Source organism: Rhodococcus sp. SORGH_AS_0303 (assembly GCF_030819335.1).
Taxonomy (GTDB): domain Bacteria; phylum Actinomycetota; class Actinomycetes; order Mycobacteriales; family Mycobacteriaceae; genus Rhodococcoides.
In genome coordinates this window covers 3,986,680-4,004,706 of the sequence record NZ_JAUTBO010000001.1, presented here as the reverse complement: position 1 = coordinate 4,004,706, position 18,027 = coordinate 3,986,680, and the positions used below count along the sequence as shown (strand labels likewise).

At 65.7% G+C, this 18,027-nt stretch carries 20 protein-coding genes; 7 read left to right on the top strand and 13 right to left on the bottom strand.

The window, feature by feature from the left end; translation table 11 throughout:
• Positions 1–140: 140 nt before the first annotated feature.
• Complete coding sequence (gene mftM, locus QE449_RS19045) at positions 141–989, top strand: mycofactocin oligosaccharide methyltransferase MftM (protein WP_307109414.1); 849 nt, start codon at positions 141–143, stop codon at positions 987–989.
• Here mftM and QE449_RS19040 read toward each other — a convergent pair.
• From QE449_RS19040 to QE449_RS19010, 7 genes are all read right to left on the bottom strand, one after another.
• Positions 986–1,618: a response regulator transcription factor gene (locus QE449_RS19040; RefSeq protein ID WP_027507086.1), complete on the bottom strand. Its 633-nt coding sequence runs from the start codon at positions 1,616–1,618 to the stop codon at positions 986–988. The genes mftM and QE449_RS19040 overlap by 4 nt on opposite strands.
• The gene (locus QE449_RS19035; protein ID WP_027507087.1) at positions 1,618–2,910 is read right to left on the bottom strand and encodes a sensor histidine kinase; all 1,293 of its coding nucleotides are present in this window, start codon (positions 2,908–2,910) and stop codon (positions 1,618–1,620) included. The genes QE449_RS19040 and QE449_RS19035 overlap by 1 nt, the downstream gene beginning before the upstream one ends.
• Positions 2,907–4,145 (bottom strand): iron-containing alcohol dehydrogenase, encoded by a 1,239-nt coding sequence (locus tag QE449_RS19030; protein ID WP_081821461.1) that lies wholly within the window; start codon positions 4,143–4,145, stop codon positions 2,907–2,909. The genes QE449_RS19035 and QE449_RS19030 overlap by 4 nt, the downstream gene beginning before the upstream one ends.
• 56 nt (positions 4,146–4,201) lie before the next feature.
• A complete protein-coding gene (locus tag QE449_RS19025) occupies positions 4,202–5,707 on the bottom strand; it encodes a VWA domain-containing protein (RefSeq protein WP_307109413.1) in 1,506 nt (501 codons plus the stop codon).
• A gap of 1 nt (position 5,708) precedes the next feature.
• Entirely contained in the window at positions 5,709–6,776 is a 1,068-nt protein-coding gene (locus tag QE449_RS19020) for a MoxR family ATPase (RefSeq protein WP_307095950.1), read from the bottom strand.
• Between the two features lie 31 nt (positions 6,777–6,807).
• Positions 6,808–8,079: an NDMA-dependent methanol dehydrogenase gene (gene mdo / locus QE449_RS19015; protein ID WP_027507091.1), complete on the bottom strand. Its 1,272-nt coding sequence runs from the start codon at positions 8,077–8,079 to the stop codon at positions 6,808–6,810.
• A 397-nt stretch (positions 8,080–8,476) separates the two neighbouring features.
• Positions 8,477–9,340 (bottom strand): LysR family transcriptional regulator, encoded by an 864-nt coding sequence (locus tag QE449_RS19010; protein WP_307109412.1) that lies wholly within the window; start codon positions 9,338–9,340, stop codon positions 8,477–8,479.
• A 70-nt stretch (positions 9,341–9,410) separates the two neighbouring features.
• Between QE449_RS19010 and QE449_RS19005 the strand changes: the two genes are divergently transcribed.
• Positions 9,411–10,304 carry a DMT family transporter gene (locus QE449_RS19005; protein WP_307109411.1) on the top strand — a complete coding sequence of 298 codons (894 nt, stop codon included), beginning with the start codon at positions 9,411–9,413 and terminating at the stop codon, positions 10,302–10,304.
• A gap of 97 nt (positions 10,305–10,401) precedes the next feature.
• On the opposite strand, the gene QE449_RS19000 is transcribed toward QE449_RS19005, so the two are convergent.
• A complete protein-coding gene (locus QE449_RS19000; RefSeq protein ID WP_027507094.1) occupies positions 10,402–10,839 on the bottom strand; it encodes an SRPBCC family protein in 438 nt (145 codons plus the stop codon).
• A gap of 145 nt (positions 10,840–10,984) precedes the next feature.
• On the opposite strand from QE449_RS19000, the gene QE449_RS18995 reads away from it, so the two are divergent.
• Both QE449_RS18995 and QE449_RS18990 read left to right on the top strand, forming a co-directional pair.
• Positions 10,985–12,202 (top strand): oxidoreductase, encoded by a 1,218-nt coding sequence (locus QE449_RS18995; RefSeq protein ID WP_307109410.1) that lies wholly within the window; start codon positions 10,985–10,987, stop codon positions 12,200–12,202.
• A gap of 56 nt (positions 12,203–12,258) precedes the next feature.
• Positions 12,259–12,921, top strand: a complete 663-nt coding sequence (locus QE449_RS18990) for a TetR/AcrR family transcriptional regulator (protein ID WP_222640156.1) — start codon at positions 12,259–12,261, stop codon at positions 12,919–12,921.
• A gap of 90 nt (positions 12,922–13,011) precedes the next feature.
• On the opposite strand, the gene QE449_RS18985 is transcribed toward QE449_RS18990, so the two are convergent.
• From QE449_RS18985 to QE449_RS18970, 4 genes are read right to left on the bottom strand one after another with little or no spacing between them, the layout of a single operon-like run.
• A complete protein-coding gene (locus QE449_RS18985) occupies positions 13,012–13,821 on the bottom strand; it encodes an SGNH/GDSL hydrolase family protein (RefSeq protein ID WP_051613665.1) in 810 nt (269 codons plus the stop codon).
• Positions 13,818–14,219, bottom strand: coding sequence for a nuclear transport factor 2 family protein (locus QE449_RS18980; protein WP_027507097.1), 402 nt, complete (start codon positions 14,217–14,219; stop codon positions 13,818–13,820). The genes QE449_RS18985 and QE449_RS18980 overlap by 4 nt, the downstream gene beginning before the upstream one ends.
• 40 nt (positions 14,220–14,259) lie before the next feature.
• Positions 14,260–14,844, bottom strand: coding sequence for a PadR family transcriptional regulator (locus QE449_RS18975; protein ID WP_027507098.1), 585 nt, complete (start codon positions 14,842–14,844; stop codon positions 14,260–14,262).
• Positions 14,845–14,883: 39 nt separating this feature from the next.
• Positions 14,884–15,459, bottom strand: a complete 576-nt coding sequence (locus tag QE449_RS18970; RefSeq protein ID WP_307109409.1) for a hypothetical protein — start codon at positions 15,457–15,459, stop codon at positions 14,884–14,886.
• On the opposite strand from QE449_RS18970, the gene QE449_RS18965 reads away from it, so the two are divergent.
• Together QE449_RS18965 and QE449_RS18960 are read left to right on the top strand one after the other, a co-directional pair.
• Positions 15,448–15,633 carry an ANTAR domain-containing protein gene (locus QE449_RS18965; RefSeq protein ID WP_307109408.1) on the top strand — a complete coding sequence of 62 codons (186 nt, stop codon included), beginning with the start codon at positions 15,448–15,450 and terminating at the stop codon, positions 15,631–15,633. The genes QE449_RS18970 and QE449_RS18965 overlap by 12 nt on opposite strands.
• A gap of 373 nt (positions 15,634–16,006) precedes the next feature.
• Positions 16,007–16,894 carry a sugar phosphate isomerase/epimerase gene (locus tag QE449_RS18960; RefSeq protein WP_307109407.1) on the top strand — a complete coding sequence of 296 codons (888 nt, stop codon included), beginning with the start codon at positions 16,007–16,009 and terminating at the stop codon, positions 16,892–16,894.
• Positions 16,895–17,014: 120 nt separating this feature from the next.
• Here QE449_RS18960 and QE449_RS18955 read toward each other — a convergent pair whose 3' ends face one another.
• Entirely contained in the window at positions 17,015–17,179 is a 165-nt protein-coding gene (locus QE449_RS18955) for a hypothetical protein (RefSeq protein WP_307109406.1), read from the bottom strand.
• Between the two features lie 148 nt (positions 17,180–17,327).
• Here QE449_RS18955 and QE449_RS18950 point away from each other — a divergent pair, with 148 nt between their 5' ends.
• Positions 17,328–17,969, top strand: coding sequence for a GPP34 family phosphoprotein (locus QE449_RS18950; protein WP_307109405.1), 642 nt, complete (start codon positions 17,328–17,330; stop codon positions 17,967–17,969).
• Positions 17,970–18,027: the final 58 nt, after the last annotated feature.

Genomic DNA, 18,027 nt, shown 5'->3' with positions numbered 1-18,027 from the left:
GTAGGACCGAGAGAGGTTCAGGTGTCCGATGTTCCTCTGTGACAGGCCTGTTGGCGCCCGAGGACTGCCCGATCGGGCAGGTGCGGAACCGGCCGTCACGTTGCGGCGTTCGGCCCTAGGATCGATGCTGTCCCCGACAGATGTGGGAGAGGCCTGTGACCGCGACACTCCAACCATTCGATTCCCTCGCACCGTGTGCGCCCGGTGTGTGGAGGAACGGCAACGTGACCGTCACCCGTTCCGACGATCGGATCGCCGGTGACATCCATATCGGGCGCAGCGGAGGCGTGCTGGAGGTGCGACACTCCCTGACCGCGGACCGTCTGAGCGATGCGCTGGTCGGAGAAGTCACCGACCGAGTGACAGCCGCCGGCTCGAGCAGATCGGAGTTCGAAGCGATCATGGTCGGCCTCGTGCGGTCCACCGTCCCCGGTGCGGTCGCAGCGTGGGCCACGTACTATCGTAATTCTCTGGCAGAGTTGACATCCGGTACGTCCGCCTTTGCGCCGATTCATGCCTGCGCTGACGATCTGGTCGACGGCGACAGCGTGCTCGACCTCGGTTCGTGCTTCGGGTTCTTCCCCCTGCGGCTCGCTTCTCGCGGCGTGAACGTGATCGCCACCGATCTTCACGAGGGAACCGTGCGTCTGCTCGACGCCATGAGTACTGCACTGGGCCTCGACGTCGCCACCCTGGTGTGCGATGCCGCCTCCGTGCCTGTGCCCGACGGTCACGTCGACACCGTGACGGCGTTGCACCTCCTCGAACACGTCGACGTGAGATCGGGTGACGCGATCGTGCAGGAGGCGCTGCGCGTCGCACGCCGGCGAGTGGTGATCGCGGTGCCGTTCGAAGAGGAAGCCGAACGCTGTCACGGCCATGTCCGTACCTTCGATCTCGCCGCACTGGCATCCGCGGTCTCGCGCAGTGGCGCGCCCTTCGACGTGTTCGAGCACCACGGTGGCTGGGCCGTGCTCGACGCACGCTAGATCAAGCCGCCCTTGCTCGCAGCGTAGACGGCCTCTGCACGGCGACTGACGCCCAATTTGCGCATGATATTGCTGACGTGGAACTTGACTGTGGTGGCCGAGATGAACAGTTCGGTACCGATCCTGGTGTTGGACATGCCGTTCGCGAGCAGGCGCAGGACTTCGAGTTCGCGCTCGGTCAGTCTCCCGTCGGGTTCACCTCCTCGGTTCAGTGACCGCACCACGGCGGATGCACTGCGGGCGTCGAACGCGGACTCGCCGCGAGACACTGCACGGATGGCTCGCACGAGTTCGGTGGTGTCGACATCCTTGACCACGTAGCCGCGTGCGCCCGCATGAACGGCTTCGACGACGAGTCGTTCGTCGAGGAACGTGGTGAGCACGAGCAGGCCCATGGACGGATGCGACTTCGACAATTTCTTGCACAGGGTCAGACCCTCGTAATCCGAACTGGCGGAGAGCTTGAGATCCATCAGAACCACGTCAGGGGTGAGGTGAGCCGCCGTCGTGGTGGCTTCGTCGAGTGATGCCGCCTCGCCGACGATTCTCAGGTCGGGCTCACGTTCGAGGACGGAACGCAGACCCTGGCGCAGGATCGCGTGGTCGTCGACGAGAAGGATGGAGGTCATCATGCTCCGATCGGAATCGTTGCGGCGATGCGTATCCCGCCCAGGCGCGAACGTCTGACGTCGAAGGTGCCGTCGAACTCTCGTACGCGCGCCGCCATGTTCACGAGACCGCGGTGTGAGCCGCCGAGGTCGTTGGTCTCCGCGAGTCGCATCACGACGCGGAGATCGCGGGGATCGCCGTCGCCGTCGTCGTCGACTGTCAGCAGTACCGAGTGGTCGCGATACGTGAGGCGGAGTGCCGCGCGGGAGGCGTTCGAATGCACCGCCGAATTGAACAACGCTTCACCGGCGATACGAAGGACCGCGTGCTCGAGGTCGCTCGACAACTCGACAGCGTTACCGACGGTGTTCACTTTGACCTGCAATTCGTCCGGCATGTGCACGACAGCGAGTTGATCGAGCATCTCCGGGAGTGTGGACCGATCAGAGTCACCCGCGTGGTTCAGCGCGTAGATCGCTGATCGCAATTGTTCGACTGCACGCTTGGTCAGGTCTTTCGCCAGATCGAGGCGATCTCGGCGTTCCGCGTCGGGGATCTCGCTGCGGCACACCTCGATCTGCATACCGGCGGACAGCACTGCCTGGGTGACACTGTCGTGTAGTTCACGGGCGATGCGGTGCCGCTCCTCGTCCACTACCTGGTGGCGCTGGACCGCGCCGAGCTGTCTCTGCGTGGTCTCCAGTTCAGCGTTACGCACCGCGAGGTCCGCCGCGGTGCGGCGGGCATTCTGGAACAGGGCCGAGTTCTGCAGCGCCACCGCAGTTTGCGAGGCGAGGATGCTCAGGACGGCCCCGTCGGTGGCATCGAGAGTCCGATGCTCACCGGTCCACGCGGCGAACGCCCCCACCGCGCCGCCCACCGAATCGATGGGGACGAACGCGTAGTGGGGTTCTATGACAATGCCACCCTGCACCCGCGCTCGGCGGATGTCGTCGAGGCACTTGACCACGTCGTCGGGCAGGGGAGGGCCCTCGACGTCGCCCACGAGAAACGGTGTCGCGTCGGGGCCCAGGACCAGGCGGCGAGGGCCGGCGTCCGGAAGTGCGCCGTCCGTGAGGGCGAAGACGACCCAGCGGGCGCCGAGGTGCGCGCGAGCGGCCTCGGCCACTGCACAGATCAGGGTCTCGGGCCCCTCGACCGTGCGGACGAGTGCACGCGACACCAGATCGAGGGCGTGGAAGATCCGTTCGGCCCGTTCGGCGGCTCCCCGGTATTGCGGGTAGTAGGTGCTCTTCGACGATCGCAGGCCGGTGAGGCGGGACAGGTCCGTCACCGGTTCGCGCTGAGTCACAGTGCTTTCCGGAACAGTGCTGCGATATCGCTCTGAGTGGCCGGCCGCGGATTGGTGGCCATGCAGGCGTCGCGGAGCGAGAACTCCGCGAGGCGCTCGACATCGGCGTCGGTGACGCCGATGTTCCCGAGTGTGCGGGGAACCCCGACGGCCCGCGCCAGAGTCTCGACACGATCCGCGACCGCGAACGCTGCCTCCGCGGCCGATCCGCGGGCCTCGGGGAGCCCGAGACTCGCGGCGACGGGCACGTACGGCCGGCCGTCGGCGCCTGCGTTGAAGCGGATGACATGCGGCAGAAGTATTCCGTTGATGACGCCGTGGGGGAGGTCGAGAAGACCACCCACCTGGTGACTCATCGCGTGCGCGGCTCCGAGGATGGCATTGGTGAACGCGAGTCCGCCCTCGAGGCTGGCCTGGGCCATCACGGTGCGCGCAGGAAGTCCGTCGGGGTCCGCGATCGTGTGGGCGAGAGTCTCGATGACGAGAGTGACCGCCCGGAGGGCATGGTGGTCCGTGAGGGGATTGTGGGCGAGCGAGACGAAAGCCTCGATCCCGTGCGTCAGGGCGTCCAGGCCGGTGGCCGCACTGAGCCATTCCGGCATGGTGGTGAGCAGTCGCGGATCGATGATCGTGATGTCCGGGACCAGTGCACGGCCGAGGATGGTGATCTTGGTGCCACGGTCGGTGTCCGTGACGATGCAGAACTGAGAGACATCGGCGCCGGTGCCGGCGGTGCTGGGGACCATCACGACAGGCGGGATGGGTGATTCGACCGTGTCGACGCCCTCGTAGTCGAGGATGCGACCGCCGTTCGACGCGAGGATGGCCACGCCCTTCGCCGCGTCCATGACGCTACCGCCACCGATTGCTACGAGGACGTCGCATCCGCGGTCGCGATAGACGACGTGGCCGGCCGCGATCTCGTGGTCTTTCGGGTTCGGGGTCGGGTCCGCCCACACCACCGGTGCCATGCCGTGCTCTCGTAATTCCTTCTCGATCGCCGCGACCCACCCTGCCTCGAGCAGTCCCACGTCGGTCACCAGGAACGGGCGCACTCCTCCCAGTCTCGCGACCGCGTGCGCGACCTCGCCGGTGGAACCCACCCCGAAGACGATCTCGGGGGCGTGGAACTTGACGACCCGGCCGACGGCGTTGACGTCACCGAGCGGAACGTCCAGGCCGGGAACAGTCGGGTCCGCCGAATGCGCCGAGGACGGTGCAGAGAATCCGGACATGTGATCCAGCTTACGGCGCAACGGCCTGTCGATACCTGCCCGATCGGGCAGGACCGTCACCGCAGAGCGTTGCCGAGTTCGGGTGCTCGGTCGATGAGTTGCGGAGCATCGCGGGCCACCACGACGCCGTCGCACACGTCTGCGTACTCGCGCATGGAGCACGATGCCTGGTCCCAGTACCGCTCAGATTCCGGGGTGATCCATGCCAGTCGGTGAACCCGGCGTGAGATCTCCTGAAGCCTGTCCACTCCCGCGGGGAGACCGTTGCATCGGCCGTCGCCGACGACGATGACGGACGTCCGTGATGTGATGAACGAGCCGTGGTGGGTGAGTACCTCGTCGAGCACGCGTCCGTAGTCGCTGCTGGCTTCGAGGTCCAGTTCCGGACTGGACAGCACCGTGGCGAGAGCGTCGTCGCCTGTGCTTCGAGCCAACTCGTCCGTGACGTCGACCGGTCGGTCGACGAAGGCCAACACCGTGCATCTGTTGACCCGGTGGCGCATGCTCTGCGCGAGTCGCAGGGTGAATGCGGTGATGGGCCGAACGGACAAGGAGACGTCGGCGAGTACGAGCAGTCGAACCTGTTCCGGAACGGGGGTGCGCACGATCAGATGGAACGGCACCCCATCGGTCCGCATCCCGGCGCGCACGGTCCTGCGCATGTCGAGTCTGCCGCGACCGTGTTCGCGAGGTCGAGGTCTGGGCGCCCCCCTCATCCGGCGGAGTATCTCCCGGCACGCCCCGTCCACGTCGACGCGAGACAGGGCGTTCGGATCGGCCTCCGTCGCGGGTGTCGTACCCCCCGCGCTGCGCGCCAGCGCATCGACGAAGGCCTCGATGGCCTCCGCGAGTCGATCGAGCTGGGTCCGAGTCATCTCCCCCGCGTCGAGTGCGTCGCCGTAGACCGCCGCGGGATCGTAGGCGTCCAGCCAGCCCAGAATCCCGTTCGGGTCGTCCCACCGAAGAGTTCCCCGCGACACGACCGCGTCATCGGACGACAACTCACCGACCGTCGCGCTGTCGGCACGGTCCACGTCCACGGTGAACGTGACTCCGCGGCGACCCGACGCGGAATCAGCGTCCACGGACACCTGAGAGTCGCTGCTCGTGAGGCTCAGATCGTCGTCGTCCTTGTGCGGATTGAACCCCTGCTCGGCATCGGGCGTGTCGAAGTGTTCGCCCACGTCGGCGGCGCGCTCGTTGAAGTCCGCGTAGCGGGCGGTGGTGTGCTCGTCGCCGGAGACCTCCAAGTCCGTGGGCAATCCGCCGGCCACCGCCGCCGCGCTCGCTGTGCGTCCTGGCTCGTCGATCGGGAGAACGGGATCGAAGAGCGCCGAGAACGCCAGGTCGAAGCCCTCCTGCTCGTGTGGGTACTTCGCGCACGTCGCGCGCAGTGCCGAGCGCAGAAGCGGTGTGTCGGAGGCGCCGATCAGGCCCAGAACCCGCCTCACCTCGATCACCTCGGCGGGCGACGCCGCGACACCGAATCGGCGGAGGAGCCGGCCGAACACGGCCGACAGAACGTCGAGTACCCGTGCCGGAGTGGCGGACGTGGTTGTCACGTCACGCCTTCTTCCCGACTCCGCCACGGTCACGTCCGCCGTGTCCGCGGAAAGCAGCGGTGGTGCTGTTGGGTGGTCGACTGGCGATGCTGGGCGGTGGACCCGAACGGTCGGCAGTGTCGTGCGGTGCAGAGGGCTCTCGTTGTCGCCGAACGAGTTCGACGTCGCTCACGTATTTCAGCAGTGCGGAGGACAGCAACTCCCTCGTGCGCTCGGTGTCGTGCTCCTTCAGGATCATCGCGGCTCGGGCTGCGTCGATGACCTCGGAGACCGACGGGCTCTTGCGCAGGGGCAGTTCCCGCATCGACCGAGCAAGGTCGACGACGTCAGCGACCACGGACTCCTCCACCTCCGGAGCGCGGGAGGAGACGATCTCGCGCTCGACCTCCGCGCTCGGGAAATCGACCGCGAAGTGCAGGCAGCGCCGCTTGAGCGCGGCGGACAGTTCACGAGTGTCGTTGGATGTCAGGATCACCCACGGATCGGTTCGCGCCCGGAAGGTACCGACTTCGGGAATGGTGATCTGCTTCTCAGCCAACACCTCGAGGAGCAGTGCTTCCATCGCTTCCTCTGTGCGGTCGACCTCGTCGATGAGCAGCACCACCGGCTGCTCCGAGAGGATCGCATCGAGGAGGGGTCTGACAGCGAGAAAGCCCTCGGAGTAGAGACCGAAATCCGTGTCGGACAGTAGGGCGGACGCTGCGGCGAGATCCGGTGCATCGGCGAGTTCGGCCCCCATGCGGTCCCGCAACATCTGGACGTGCAGCAGTTGCTTCGCGTAGTCCCACTCGTACAGCGCGCGATTGTCGTCGAGACCCTCGTAGCACTGCAGGCGGACCAGCCGACGCCCTCCCGCGAGGGCGAGCGCCTTGGCCAGTTCCGTCTTACCGACGCCGGCCGGACCTTCGAGCAACAACGGTCGATCCAGCGCGATGGCGAGATGCACCACCACCGACAGGTCGTCGGTCGCGATGTATCCGGTCTCCCGGAGCGATGCGCGCACGTCCGCGGGCGTCGCCAGATCCGAAGTGGTGTCCTGTTGTCGAACGAAGGGTCCGGCCGTGGTCATACTCGTGGTCCTTTCCGTGATCTCTCGAGTGTCAGTACGACTCGTTGATGGAGTGACCGACGACCGGAATCATCGACTCGACCGTGACCTCGCGGGGATTGCCCGGCGTGCACCAGTCGTCCTGGATGTGCTCGGAAATGGCGAGGACGGTCTTCTCGTCTCCGGTGATGACGTCTCCGCGGCCGGTGTACTTGCCCGTGTTCATCCGGTTCTTGTCGTACAGGCGGGTGTTCACCTCCCCGAAGTTGTCCGGGATGCCGACGTCCTTCGACAGTCGAATGGCCGCCTCGACAGCAGCGTCCGCCGCTTGCACGGTGGTGAGGTTGCGGGTGTCGACTCCCAGGGCGCCGGCCAGCTGCGCGTACCTCTCGTACCGGCTCGGCAGGTTGTACTCCCAGACCCGCGGAAGAGCGATGGCGTTGTTGAGTCCGTGGTGGCTGTCGAAGAAGGCGCTCACGGCATGCGAGATGGAGTGCACAATGCCGAGGCCGCCGGAGTTGAAGGCCTGCCCGGCGATGTACTGCGCGTTCATCATTCCTTCTCGAGCTTTCAAGTTCCGAGGTTCGTACACCGCTTCGCGAAGGTTCTTCGCGACCAGTTCGACGGAATACAACGCATTGCCCAGCGACGGCGCGAAGTCCAGCCGGGAGACGAAGGGCTCGCTTCCGTGGGCAAGCACGTCGAATCCGCAGTACGCGGTGAAGTGCTGCGGGCAGGTGTAGTAGAGCAACGGGTCGTCGATCGCGACGGTGACGATGGAGGCCTCGTCGAACGCCACCCACTTGTGGGGCTTGTCCATGTCGGAGGTGTCGGTGATGACGTAGGCCCACGAGGTCTCCGAGCCCGTACCCGCCGTCGTCGAGACGGCGATGTGCGGTGGGTTCTCTTTGTTGGTCGACTTGGAGAAACCCTCGAACTCGTTGATGTTGCGTCCGTCGTGCGCGATGACGACACGTGCACCCTTGGCTGCATCGTGACTCGAGCCGCCACCGACGGAGATGATGCTGTCGCACTTCTCCTTCTGGTAGAGCGCGGCGGCGTCCATGACGTTGTAGTCCTTGGGGTTGGACTCCACCTTGTCGAACAACACGACCTCGACGCCCTGGTACTCGATCTTCCCGATCAGTTCCTCGATGATCCCCGAACCCCGGAGGCCCGTCGTGACCAGAAGTGATCGCTTGAAGCCCAGGTTCTTGGCCTCGACGCCGATGATGTCGTGTGCGCCGACCCCGAGAAGGGCGCGAGGAAAGGGGTGGAACTCCTTGATCGGGAAGTCCCAGATCTGATTGAGCTCGATGGCCATGGTCGTCTCCTGTGGTCGGCAACGGTTCGACAGTCGATATGACTGCCATCACCATCCCTGGGGAGTTCGACGGACGGCGGACTTCCCGCTCGAACTGACCTGTTGCGCACCGAGACTGTCCTTTCGGAGAGGTCTCGATGCTGGCCGAAACGAGTGCGCACGAGCAATGAAGGCCCTTGCGACGCTCCGCGTGCGCGCTGATGTGCGCTGTGGCAGCAGGACCAGGGTGTGGTAGCAGCGAATGCTACCCCTGACTGTGTGACTGAGATGCTGTGCAAGACAGCGCATTGCGACATCGCGAGTGCTCGCCCCAGCCGCTCCGCGTCGAAAGAATGTCACGCGTCACTCGTGCATGTTCCTCACAGGGTCGACATCGGGGGCGTGACGGCGCGGACGGTCACGTCGAGTAGAACGACGTGAGAGTGTCGACCAGTTCGCGCAGTCCGATAGGCGGTTCATGTCTCCACCACGCGAGATGGACCGGGATGCTCGGTCCGTCCGTGATCGGTCGGTAGGTGATCCCGGATCGGGGATGGTGCAGGGCGGTGGCTTCGGCGGTGGAGCCCACTCCTCGGCCCGCCGCGATGGTGTCGAGCCACTCGTCGACGTCGGTGGTCTCGATGAGATCCGGTACGGGGTCGGTGCCGTCGTGGGTCCAGAGCGCGGGAGTCGTCGTACCCACTCGAGGGTCGACGACGAGCGTGCGACGGCCCACCTCGGCCATGGTCAGTGTCCGCCTGCGGCGCCAGAGTGCGTCGTCGGTCGCGAACGCGGCCAGTCGTCTCTCGAGTCCGACGACGACGGTGTCGAATCGAGAGGTGTTCACCGGTGTGCGGACGACGGCGACGTCACAGAAACCTTCCGCGAGTCCGGCAGTGGGGGAGTTGTGGCGTACGAGTTGCAGTTCGATTGTCGGATGCTCGGCGGGCCACGAACGCAGGAGTGGTGTGGTGTGACGACCGACCGCGGCCCACGCGTAGCCCAGACGTAACCGTCGGCGCCTGGTGCGAGCGATGTCGTCGAGCACGTCGAGTTCGGACAGGATGCGGCGCGCCTGTGGCAGGAGTTGCAGTCCGAGAGCGGTCGGTTCGCAGCCATGAGGTGTGCGACGCAGAAGTCTTTCGCCGAGCCGGTTCTCGGTGGCGGCGATGGCGCGAGAGACGGCCGCTTGGGACACGCCGAGTTCGATGGCCGCATCCGTGAACGACCCACAGCCGGCGACAGCGACGAAGTAGACCACTTCGCGAGACGACCACGTCATAACCGCAGAGCATACCCGGAGCGATGTATGCATTTCAGTTCTGGCTGGAGCTGCTCCTACGGTTCTCGTCATGGTGCTCAGGCAACGTCCGTCGCAGGGTTCGCGAGTTCACATGGCCGGTGCCCGGCCGGAGAACGGCAGGCGCCGATCGGTGGGCGTGACGGCCGCGCTCGCTGGATCTGCGGCCAACCAGTCCGGCGCAGCGGCGGGCGCTCTGGCTTTTCCCGCGATGGGTCCCGTGGGCGTGGTCGCCGTGCGCCAGTTGGTCACGGCGCTGGTCATGGTGTTCGTGGCGCGGCCGCGCTTCCGTTCGATGACGAGCACTCAAGTGGTGGCGGTGATGGCGCTGGCTGCGGTGTTCGGCGTCATGAATCTGAGCCTGTACCTCGGCGTCGAGCGCATCGGTCTGGGTCTGGCGGTGACGTTGGAGTTTCTCGGTCCGTTGGCTGTCGCGGTCGCCGGGTCGCGCCGCGCCCTCGACGTGCTGTGCGCCGGACTGGCCGCCGTCGGTGTCATCGTTCTCGTCGGACCGAGCGGGACCTCCGACATCGCTGGTGTCGTCGCGGCTCTCGTCGCCGCAGCGGGGTGGGCGGGCTACATCCTGCTCAATCAGCGCGTGGGAGCGCTCTTCTCGGGCTTTCGCGGAACCTCGGCTGCGGCGATTCTGTCGGCAGTCGTGTGGGCTCCGGTGGCGGTGGCGTTGTTCACGGTGAATCCGCCGTCGCCGCGATTCGTGTTGTTGGCAGCGCTGTGCGGTGTGCTCGCCTCTGTGGTGCCGTTCGCGGTGGACATGGTGAGTCTGCGGCATCTCGACGCCGGCGCCTTCGGAACGCTGGCGAGTGTAAATCCCGTCTGGGCCGCGGTAGGTGGGTGGATCGTCCTCGGGCAGGTGCTGTCTCCCTGGCAGATGCTGGCTCTGGTGCTCATCGTCGCGGCCAATGTCATCGTCTCGACCACCCGGTGATCTCCGCGCTGGTTCGTACTCGGGGCGGGCCAGATGCGTTGTGAAGGCACGTCGCGCGGTCCGCTCCCCGTGACGCGACGTGCGCCCCGATGTGACCTCAGACTGCGATCACATGTCGGGACAACCCGTCCAGTGTCTCCCGTAGCCGCTTCTCGAACGTTCCCCGCAGAGCTTTGCCCACCGGGCCGACCAGCAGCGGGCTCGTGACGTCGAGGTCGATGGTGACGGTGGTCGTGTCACCGGACGCGTCCAACCCCAGGCGCATGTGGATCTTCGAGCCGGTCGAACCCTTGCCGCGGAAGACGACCTCGCTCGGCGGCCGGAACGATTCCACCTCGAAGGTGATGGTGTCGACCAGGGCGGCCACCTTGATCTTCTCCACCATCGTCGCGCCGACCTCGATCGTGCTCGGCGGCAGCTCTTCCCAGCCGGCGTGCAGAGCGTGCCAGTGCTCGAAGGTGGTCACGTCGGAGACGGTTTCCCAGACCTTCTGCTGGGGCGCGGCGATGTTCCGGCTCACGGATGTGGGGCTCACTCGAATTCCTTTCGGATGCGGTCGACGAGGCAATCAGGCCATGTCGTTGACTCGATGTCAATATTGACACGAAGTCAACGAAACTCTACGTTCGGTGTCACAGATCGCATCTCCGCTCCTCAGGGGCCCGACCGAGAGTGACACCATGACGACACTGACCGAGTCCTCCGCACCGACCACGGGCATCGACACCGGTGCCGAGGTGGTACGACAGCTACGCGACCTGCTGCCGCAGCTGAAGTCCGGTGCCGCGGCGAACGAGCAGGCGCGCAGGTTGTCCGAGGACCCGGTCGACGCCCTCCGCCGTTCCGGCGCGTTCCGGATCGCAGCGCCGGCCCGTTTCGGAGGGCTGGAGACGAACTTGCGGACGATGCTCGAGGTGTCTGCCACCATTGCCGAGGGTGACGGCGGCGCAGCGTGGGTCACCACGCTCTCCAACATCAATCACTGGGCACTCGGAATGTTCACCGAGCAAGCGCAGTCCGAGGTGTACGCGGACGGGCCGGACGTCATCATCTCCGGCGTCGTGTCGCCCACTGCCACCGCGCGACCGGTACCCGGCGGTTACCGCGTCAGCGGCCAGTGGCCGTACGCCTCGGCCAGTCTGCACGCCACGTGGTGCACCGGAGGCGTGGTGATCCTGGACGAGGACGAGACGGTGATGGATCAGGGAATGGCGCTGATCCCCCGAACCGATTACCACGTCGACGACACCTGGTACGTGACCGGAATGCGTGCATCCGGCAGCAACACCGTCGTCGCAGACGACGTGTTCGTCCCCCAACATCGGATGCTCTCGATGATGGGTGCCTTCAGCGGTTCCTATGTCTCCGAGCGCACCGATTCCGCGTTCGCCAGGTCCGCGTTCGGCCCCATGCTGGTCATGGTCCTTGTCGGACCGCAGCTCGGAATGGGTCGAGCTGCACTGGAACTGGTGCGCACCAAGGCTGCGGAAAAGTCTCTCGCCTACACCGTGTTCGAGCGCCAGGCAGACTCGGTGGCGTTTCAGATGCTCGTGGCCGAGGCGGCTCTGAAGATCGACACCGCCCACCTGCACGCTTTCCGCGCAGCCGACGATGTCGAGCGGTGGGCGGACGCGGGGGAGTATCCGGACCTCCTCTCGCGGGCCCGTGTCCGCGGCGATGCTGCGACCGCGCTGCGCAGCATCAACGAGGCGCTCAACACGTTGCTCGATGCCACCGGCGCCGGCGCCTTCGCGGAGGTGAATGCGCTGCAGCGGATCTGGCGCGACTCGAACGTCGGTGCGCGCCACGCGGTGATGCTGCCCCGAGTATCGATCGAGACGTACGGAAAGGCTCTGCTGGGGGTCGAGCTGCACGATCACATCACCCCGATCATCTGACGATCGCGGCCGTCACCTACTCACCCCGGGTCGGCTGTTCCCGATACAGTGACGTCGTGTCGCGCCCGCCCGCCAAGATGACCGCCCGGTCCGCCCGGGCGGCGGAGACCCGCCAGCGACTCATCGACACCGCCGTCACGCTCTTCGCCGAGAACGACTACGACAAGGTCGGCGTCGGTGAGATCTCCAAGACGGCCGACGTCGCGCACGGGCTGTTGTTCCACTACTTCGGCACCAAGCGAGGCATCTACCTCGAGGCCATGCGATCGACCGCCGAGGCGATGGCGCGCGCGTTCGACGGCATCCCCGACGCAACCCCGGACAAGCAGATCCGGGCAGCGCTGACCGCACACCTGACATATCTGCGTGAACACCGTGGCCTGGCGCTGCGGATGGTTCTGGGCGGTCGAGGCGCCGATCCCGAGGCGTGGCAGGTATTCGAGAATGCCCGCACAGCAGCGCTCGTCGCCGCCGCTGCCATGCTCGGCATCGATCCCCACAACGACGCGATCAGGTTGGTCGGACGGACAGCCGTTGCCGCTGTGGACGAGACGAGTGCTCGGTGGCTGGAAGTGGAGAGTCGGTTCGACGTCGATGTCGTCGTCGACATGCTCGTCCACCTCATCGCCGGGTGCCTGAGATCTGTCCCGTTCCTCGATTCCACGGTCGACGTGGATCACGCGGTGTCCGTGCTACTCGGCGACTCCGCACCCGCGTAGCTCAGGTGGCATGGCCTGTGAGTGGCAGGATTGCCGGCGCCCCTCGACCGAACAGTGCCTCGCTTCCACATCGAAGCCGATCGCGCGTGCTCAGCTCGAAGGGTCGTCGAAGATTCCGGCTGACGCACGGTGGTGTGGTGGCTCCTGCTCCACGGCCGCGAGCACGCCGTGTGTGCCGGCCCGGTCGAGTGCGGTGACGACACCGTCGGCGAAGATGCCGTGCAACGCCGACGAGGGATGAAATCCGTCAGCGGCGAACATTCGATGTGACGGTTCGAAAGCCACGTCCGACAATAGAATTCGCGGACGCACGGCGATGAGTTCGCCGGCGATGGCATTGAACTCGTCGGCTCGGCGGCCGAGTACGGTTTTCAGCGGCGCGGGCAGGGCCGGGAACTCTGCAAGTGGGGCGAGCGGGATGAACAGGATTGCCGCCTGAGGGGAGGCCTCGATGACGCGGTCGAGCAGTGCGGACAACTGAGCCCGCCAGGTCGCCCGTGAGTGCAGATTCTTCGTGTCGTTCACACCGACCGAGACGACCACGATGTCGGCAGCTCCGAGCACCGCGTCGTCGACGAGAGCCGACACCTCGCGTGCGGTCGCTCCCGATCTGCCGATGATCGTCCACTCGACGGGTCTGCTCGTTCGAGTACTGATCCGTGTCGCGAGATGTCCACCGAGAGCATCGGCATGCTGGTCGACTCCCACGGCAGCGGCGAGGCTGTCGCCCAACACTACGAGCTGCACAGCCCGCCCATCGGTCTCGCCGATCCGGCCTTTCAGGCCGAGTGCCGCGGGCAGGCGGGGAGTGGAGCGCCGCACTCGGATGCCCTGGGCGAGGACGATCGCAGCTCGATGCCTGCTGAGCCATGCGAGGAGCAGAACGCCGGAGAGGGTCACCGTGCGCTTCGCTCGGCGGCGTCGGCCTTGATCTGTTCGAAGCGAGAGCCCATGGCAGCCGAGAGGGCCTCGGCCGCGCGAAGTGGTCGCACCATCACCATGAAGTCGACGATCCGACCCTCGTCGTCGTACCGAAGGAAATCGCACCCGGTCACGGTCAGTCCGTTCACTGTCGCCTCGAAGACGAACGCGTGGTCTCGACCGTGTACGTCGTGGATCTCCCGGCTGTAGTGAAAACCTTCGAACACCTGAAGGACTGTCCGGAGGATCGCGGAGACGATGGCCTTCCCTTGATAAGGGGCGAAGGCCACGGGGCTTCGGAACACGACGTCGTCCGCCAACATGTCGTCGACGGCATCGAGATCTCGCGCATCGATCGCCTGGCGGAAGGTCGTCATGACAGCCCCTAGTCAACTTGTTGAGTACGTCAGGGCGAGGCTACTGCGATGCACGCACCGTGTCCAGGCTCGGCCCAGCTCGGCCCGACAGAATGTCGCGCACGTAGTCGCACCATCTGATGTTCTCCTCCTCGAAAGCAATTCCGCGTGCGAGGGTGAGGAAGTGCCCGATTCTCGTTGTGTCCGCGAGGTACTCGGCCTCTGTCTGTCCGTCGAGCAATACTTCTCGAGATTGTTTGTACTGCAGCAGTTTGCGGGTCGAGGCGGCCCCCCTTGTGTCAAGGTGCGCCATGATCGCGTGGACGTCACCCACGTCCACTGCCTCGATCTGCACCAGTAGTTCGTCACGTACGGCTGTGGGCTTGGGTTCGCGAACGATGAACTGCTGCAGCGCGGCTCGTCCTTCGGAGGTGAGGCTGAACAGTCGCTTGTTCGGCCGTCGTTGCTGCTCGACCAGGCGTGCTTCGACGAGGCCGTCGGCCTCCAACTTGTCGAGTTCGCGATAGAGCTGTTGCGAGGTGCAACTCCAGAAATTCGCCACCGCGACGTCGAAGCTCTTCGTCATGTCGTAACCGGAGGACTCACCGTCGAGGAGTGCGGCGAGGATCGCGTTCCGTAGAGCCATTGCGCGATGCTACATCGGGGTAGGTGTCGAATTGAGTACTCAGCGGCATCCTGGGCGCGACGTACCGTCGCGGTCGATGTGTGAAGGCTGCCCGGCGCAGACCACCCGAGCGATGAGCGTTTCGAACCTCCCGGTCCGATCGATGGCACGATGAGAAACAGAGGCGGCTCGGAACGGGGGCATCGGCGTGAACGACGGCGCCGACGGTGCCGCGGTGATCGTCACCTCCGCCGAGAATTCGGATGCACGTTCGCTCATGCACGCGACGAGCGCATCGGCGACGGCGGTGGCGGATGTGCTGTACGTGCACGGGTGCGGTCCCGATCGGGCTGCGATCGACGACAACGCGGTGTGCACGATCACGTCGGGTGATCCGTTGGATCGCTTGCGGTGGCCGGCGCTCGTCGAGCAATGTCGTCGCTGGGCGTGGGGTGGGTGCAGATCTATCCGATCGGTTCGGGTGATCGTGCATCGGGGACGATGCAGATGCATCGATGCACCCCGCCGACGCGTCGATGGCCCGGGGAAGTCGACGTCTTCGTTTTCAAGCTGGCCCGCGTGTTGGGTGATGACCTGGTCGGCCACATCGGGATCGACGGTCTCATGCGTCACCATGTCGATCTGCAGTCTGCGAACATCGCGATCGGCATGCTGATGGCACGTCATGATCTGGCGGCAGACGATGCCTCGGCTCTGCTGCGGGCCCGCGTTTATGCGTTGTCGATCTCGTTGGTCGAGGTGGCCCGGTGGGTCATCGACGGTGGCGACGTCACTGCCGGAACGGTCTGACAGTGGTCGGATCGACCACCACGTCACCCTGCCTGCGTCGGGATCACGCGAGCCGTCGCGAGAGCGGATGACTACCGGGTCACGACTTTCGATCGGTGACGTCGTTCGAATGAGCCTCGACGTGCCCGACAAGCTGAGTCGCCTTCACTCGGTATGACGCGATCGTCCGGCCACGACCGGATCGGACCGGCAGCGCCACTTCACCTCGGCGAGGGGTTTTTGATGGGTCCACCTGCTTGATCCGACGATGTCGCAATCGGCACACTGCAGGTGACCACCTCGCTCCCGGTGCCACCTCCTGCATCCGGGCCACGTCGCACCAGTCCTTATCGCGGTGGCCGCGAGGTACCCCGACGCAGACAGGATCCTGACCATGACCCGAGGAGCGGACCGACGCATCGCACCGATGGCGCCGGAACTGATCGCAGCGTGTTGGACGTCGGCGGGCGATGTCCGCCCCGACGCGCCACACCCTGTGAGTCCGATTCCGATCGCGGACCGGATCACGGCGGTATCCGATGCCGGGTTCGCCGGCATGGGGATCGTCGCCGCGGACCTCGCGGCCATTCGCGACGACATCGGACTACCGGCCCTGCGGAGCATGCTCGACGATTCGCCGTTGAGGTATGTCGAGATCGAACTGCTGGAACGGTGGTGGATCCCCAGAGGAGAGAAGGGAAGCACCCACGACACTCGCGACCTGCTGCTGGAGGCCGCTGAGATCCTCCAGCCGACGCACATCAAGATCGGCTCGGAGAATGCGCCGCCTCGTGACCTGGAACCCGTGGTCGACGCGTTACGCGTATTGAGCCGCGAGGCCGTGGAGCGCGGCACCCGCATCGCCATCGAACCGATGCCGTTCTCGATCATCTCCACCATCCCGGACGGGGCCGACCTCGCCCGCGCCACAGGAAATCCCGCGTGCGGCGTGATCGTCGATGCCTGGCACGTCTTCCGTGCCGGCACCACCCTCGACGAACTGCGATCTTCCCTGACCGGCGACGTCGTGTTCGGTGTGGAACTCGATGATGCCGACGAGCACGTCGTCGGGTCATTGTTCGACGACACGATGGACAACCGTCGACTGTGCGGTGAGGGAGTGTTCGACCTGAACGGACTGATCAGTGTTCTGCGCGAGGTCGGATACGACGGAACCTGGGGTGTCGAGATCTTGTCCCACGACTTCCGGCGCATGCCACTCGATCTCGCCCTCACCCGAGCGCACGAGAGCGCAGTCGCACTGGTGCGTCCCCTGCCATGACGTCCGGTCGGCGAGGACGATCCACTGTCGGATGATCGTGGGGAGTGCACCGCCGCCGGCGCGAGTGGCTGGGCCATCGATGGCCGAGGAACGAGGACTTGCCACCAACGTGACCGGGTCTCAGACCTCCTCGCTCACCAGCGACGACGTCAGATCCTTCGGCGGGACGTGCTGGGCGGACGCGCACCCCGGCTCATATGATCCGTCGCGTCCGATCTCCTCGACGAGCGGACCCTGCGACACTGTGGTGTTCGCCAACCCCGAGTCCTGCAGCGTCGAGGACACCGTCCACCTCAGGTGGTGGTGGATCCTGCAAATAGTTGTGTTTTCCTAACAAAAACTTTTGATGTTGGAACGTCGCGTTGTTAGCGTGATGTGGACGCACTGGTTTCGCATTCGTGAAGCCGGTACCGAATCGACGGAGAGGCACCACGTGAACAGCACCCGACCGACCCCTCGAGAGTTGGCCGTCCCGACGGCCCTGATGACACTGCTGCACACGGCGGACGGGCGCCCGTATCAGCGGTTCGGCCCGGCCAAGTGCACCGCGTTGGCCGAGCTCGCGGAGCTGTCCATAGACCGGATCGTCGACATCGACGGTGACCTGATTCTCGGCGCGCGGGTCGACGTGAGTGATCTCGAATGGGTGTCCACACTCGCCGACTCCCTCGACCGAGCAACCGCGACCCGGCCCATCAAGATTCGGCACTGGCTGCGTCGGAGGTCTCGTGCTTATGTGGAGCATCGCGACCGTGCGGCCGACGACGGGGTGCTCGAACGCGGCCGGGCCCGAGTTCTCGGTGTGCCCTACCGCACCACGAGGGCGGCGCCTGCAACGCGCAACCGCGTGATCGCGGACCTGGTGAACCCGGTGTGCGACGACCCGAGGGTCGATGCTCTCGCGGCGATCGTCGTGGGCGCCGACATCGTCTCTGTGCTGGATGTGGCAGCGGAGGAGCGCGAGCAGATCGCAGTCAAGGCGTCGACAGCCGGCCGCCTCGGCTCAGTGGGGCTGTCGGCGCCGATGGTGGCAGCCCTGGCGACCGTCGGCTATCTGACGCTCACCGGAGGCTGACCGAATACCGCGTGCTCAGCAGCCGTCGGGAAGATAGGCATCAGGACCGTCCCCTGTA